Consider the following 3940-nt stretch of genomic DNA (forward strand, 5'->3'; position numbering starts at 1 on the left):
CTGCGCTATGACCGCCTGTCCACCGATGACAAGCCCACCTTCAACCCCACGGCGGCCGCGGCCACGGTGGCGGGCACCGTCACGGGGGCGAACACCGTCAACCGCGCCACCGGCGGCTTCGGTCTGGACAACAGCCAGACCGCCGATGGCACCGACCTGCTGCAGCCGCGCCTGAGCTTCAACTACGCCCTGGATGCGGCCAACAAGCGCAAGTCCCAGGTGCGTGGCGGTCTGGGTCTGTTCCAAGGCGCGGCCGCCAATGTCTGGCTGGCCAACCCCTACTCGAACACCGGCATGGCCACCCGCATCATCACCTGCGGCACGTCCTGCCCGACCAACAACACCCTGTTCAACCCCGATCCGAACAAGCAGCCCACCACGGTGACCGGCGTGCCGCCGGCGGCCAATGTGGACTACATCGCCAAGGGTCTGGGTCAGCCTTCCGTCTGGAAGTTCAACCTGGCCTATGACGCCGAGCTGCCCTGGTTCGGTCTGGTGGCGGGCGCTGAATGGGTGCACACCAAGACCCACTCCGGCCTGTACTACCAGCACCTGAACCTGGGTGACCCGACCCTCACCAGCAAGGTCGATGGTCGCCAGATGTTCTGGATGCCGCAGTCCTACACCGCCAACTGCTTCACCAGCAACGGTAACTTCTCGACCAACGGCGCCTGTGCTCCCGGCACCGGTCGCAGCTCTCAGCGCGCGCTGAGCAATGCCGCTTTCAACAACGTGCTGCTGGCCACCGAGACGAAGAAGGGCGGCGGCGATGCCGTGACCCTGTCGCTGTCCAAGGCCATGCCGCAGTACGGTCTGAACTGGCAGGTGGCCTACACCCGCATGAGCGCGACCGAGGTGAGCCCGCTGACCTCGTCGGTGGCCAACTCCAACTTCAACTCGCGCGCCATCTACAACCCCAATGAGGATGTGGCGGCCAACTCGGCCTACTTGGTGCGTGACCGCGTGAGCGCAGCCGTCAACTGGTCGCGTGCCTTTGTGGGCAAGTACAAGACCACCGTGGGTCTGTTCTACGAAGGTCGCAAGGGCAAGCCCTACAGCTGGACCTATGCCAATGACATGAACGGTGACAACGTCACCAATGACCTGATGTACATCCCGAGCGCTCCCGGCGCCGCGGGCGTGGTCTTCCGTCCGGCACAGAACAGCGGTTTGGCTGACAACGCCGCCGCCGAGAAGCGTTTCTGGGAAATCGTCAACGGCAGCTCGGCTCTGTCGTCCGCCAAGGGTTCCGTGGTTTCGCGCAACTCCAGCTTTGCCGCTTTCGTGAACAGCTTTGACCTGCGTCTGAGCCAGGAAGTGCCCGGCTTTACCAGCCGTCACAAGGGTGTGATCAGCCTGGACATCCTGAATGTCGGCAATCTGCTGAACAAGCGTTGGGGCCGTATCGACGAACTGCGCTTCGAGTCGCAAGGCGGTCAGCGCCGCAGCTTCGTCAACTACGGTGGCATGGACGCCAATGGCAACTACGTCTACTACGTGGATGGCAAGGTGACCGACTACACCACCCGCCAGGCCAAGGGCGAGTCCCAGTGGGCTGCCCAGATCACGGCTCGTTACGAGTTCTGATCTCCGGCCGGACGGCGCCCGCCTCTTGAGGGGCGGGCCTCGCTTGCTACTTCAACGCCTGTCGCGCATGCGGCAGGCGTTTTTTCTTGGGCGCGCGCGACCTGCCTCAGCGCTGTCTCAGATCAGGCTCAGAGCGCCTTGAAGAGGTGGGCGTAGAGCCGGCTCACGCCCAGGCGCTCCGGGCGCTCATGCAGCACCAGGCTCAGGCGCGAAGCCTCGTCGCGCTCGGCACGGGCGATCGCATCGCTGCGCACCACCAGGCTGCGGTGCACCTGCCAGAAGCGTTGTGCATCAAGCTGGGGCAGCAGTTCGCGCAGGGAGATGCGCACCAGGTACTCGCGCTGGGCCGTCAGCACCCGCACATACTTGTCCGCTGCCTCGAAATAGATCACTTCGTCCACCGGCAGCATCACGATGCTGTTGCCCACGGCCACCTGCAGCAGGCGCAGGGGGGCGGTGCTGGGTGCTGTGCCGGCCGGGCTGCCGGGGTTCAGGCCCTGAAGCAGCTGTGTGCTGTTCAGGAGCTCGCGCAGTTGCTGGACGGCATCGTGAGCCGGCTGCAGGGGCTGCGCGCGTGCGCTCAGCGCAGACCGCAGCCGGGCACAGCACTGGCTCAGGCGTTCGCGCTGCACCGGCTTGAGCACATAGTCGGCCGCGGCATGCTCGAAGGCTTGCAGCGCATACTGGTCGTAGGCGGTCACGAAGACCAGCAGAGGCAAGGGCTGGCCCTGCGGCCAATCTTCCGTCAGGGCGGCTGCGGCCTCCAGTCCGTTCATGCCAGGCATGCGGATATCCAGAAAGCAGATATCGGGCTGCTTGGCCAGAGCAGCCTCCACGGCAGCCTGGCCGTGGGGCGCCATGGCGACGATGTCCAGTTCCGGCCACAAGGCGGCCAGCTCGCTGCGCAGATGCTCGGCGAGCAGGGATTCGTCTTCGGCAATCAGGGCGGTGGGGCGCTGGTTCATGGCGTCGCAGGGGCTTGGGTCTCGCTGAGGGGAAGGTACACGCTGGCCTGGCAGCCGCTGCCATCGGGGCCGGGCGCCAGGTCCAGATAAGCGCGGCTGCCGTAGCGGGTTTGGAGGCGATCACGCACCTGCGTCAGGCCGAAGCGCGTGCCCTCGGTGCTGGCCCCGCTCGCGGCGGCTGCCAGTCCGATGCCGGTGTCGCTGACCTGCAGCAGCAGCTGCTCACCCTCGATGCTGGCTTTAAGCGTCAGGCGTCCGCCTTCGATCTTGGGCTCGAGTCCGTGCTTGATGGCGTTCTCCACCAGGGGTTGCAGCAGCAGCGGCGGGACTTGCAGGGCTTGCAGCGCAGGCGCCAGATGCAGCTCGGTCTGCAGCCGTTGACCCATGCGCACCTGCATCAGCTGCAGATAGTCGGCGATGCGCGCGAACTCGTCCTGCAGGCTATGGCTGCCCTGGCGCGAGGCGTTCAGGGTGGCGCGCAGGAAGGCGATCAGCTGGTCGAGCATGGTCTGTGCCCGGGCCGGATCGATGCCGATCAGCACCCGCAGATTGGCCAGGGTGTTGAACAGCATGTGCGGCTCGAGTTGCGCCTCCAGCAGCCGGAGCTGGGTCTGGGCCGCCACACGGGCGGCCTGCTCGGCCTCGGCCTGTGCCGCATGCATGCGGCCGCGGATGTAGAAATAGCCTGTGGTCAGACTGGCCACGACCAGAGTCAGCAAGGCCGTGCCGGCTGCTGTCCCCCAACTGGCTTCCCACCAGTAAACCGAGCGCCGCCCCGTGAGCAGGTCCCCAAGCGGCAGACCCAGGCTGAAGCCCAGGATGGAGCCCAGCAGCACGCAAACCGCCATCCAGGGCGTGCCCGGCCAACCGCCGGCGTATCGCGGATCGTCCGGGTGGCGGCGTTGCAGCAGCTTGGCGATGAGGGCGCGGCCCCCATCAATGAAGATCCAGCATTGCATCCCGATGGCGAAGGAGTAGCTAAGCTCCAGTCCCAGATGCCGCCATTGCCGCGGCGCCGCGAGAAGGAGACCGACCGCCAGGCAGAGCAGGGCAGCGTGCAGGGCATTGCGCAGCAGCTCTCGCCACAGAGGCTGGGGCTGGGGCCCGCCGCTCTTGCAGTGCGGCGGCTTGGCGGCTTGTGTCATGGGGCGTAGCAGGTTGACGAAGTTCAGGACCGCAATGTGTCCGCGTGGTCTCATGCCCGCCAGCGGCAAGCGACGGGAGGCGGCCGCAGGGCGCGAAGTGCAATGCCCGGCCGCCAAGCGGTGGCTGAGTACTCAGCGTCGACGCTTGCTGCTGCCCGTCCCACCACCCAACAGGCTGCCCAGCACGCCGCGGATGATCTCGCGGCCCACGGTCGTGCCCATGGAGCGCAGGGCGGACTTGGC

2 protein-coding genes and 1 pseudogene are annotated in these 3940 nt (G+C 66.4%); 1 reads left to right on the forward strand and 2 read right to left on the reverse strand.

Annotation, left to right across the window (positions count from 1 at the left end; genetic code table 11):
• Positions 1–1587 (forward strand): annotated as a pseudogene (locus ACK5F2_RS09165) (Oar protein); the annotation flags it as partial.
• 128 nt (positions 1588–1715) lie between these two features.
• Here the strand turns inward: ACK5F2_RS09165 and ACK5F2_RS09170 are convergent.
• Together ACK5F2_RS09170 and ACK5F2_RS09175 are read right to left on the reverse strand one after the other, a co-directional pair.
• Complete coding sequence (locus ACK5F2_RS09170) at positions 1716–2552, reverse strand: LytR/AlgR family response regulator transcription factor (RefSeq protein WP_409864237.1); 837 nt, start codon at positions 2550–2552, stop codon at positions 1716–1718.
• Positions 2549–3697: a sensor histidine kinase gene (locus tag ACK5F2_RS09175; protein ID WP_409864238.1), complete on the reverse strand. Its 1149-nt coding sequence runs from the start codon at positions 3695–3697 to the stop codon at positions 2549–2551. Before ACK5F2_RS09175 ends, ACK5F2_RS09170 begins: the two co-directional genes overlap by 4 nt.
• Between the last annotated feature and the right edge of the window lie 243 nt (positions 3698–3940).

The organism is Roseateles sp. (genome assembly GCF_046300915.1).
Taxonomy (GTDB): Bacteria; Pseudomonadota; Gammaproteobacteria; order Burkholderiales; family Burkholderiaceae_C; genus Kinneretia.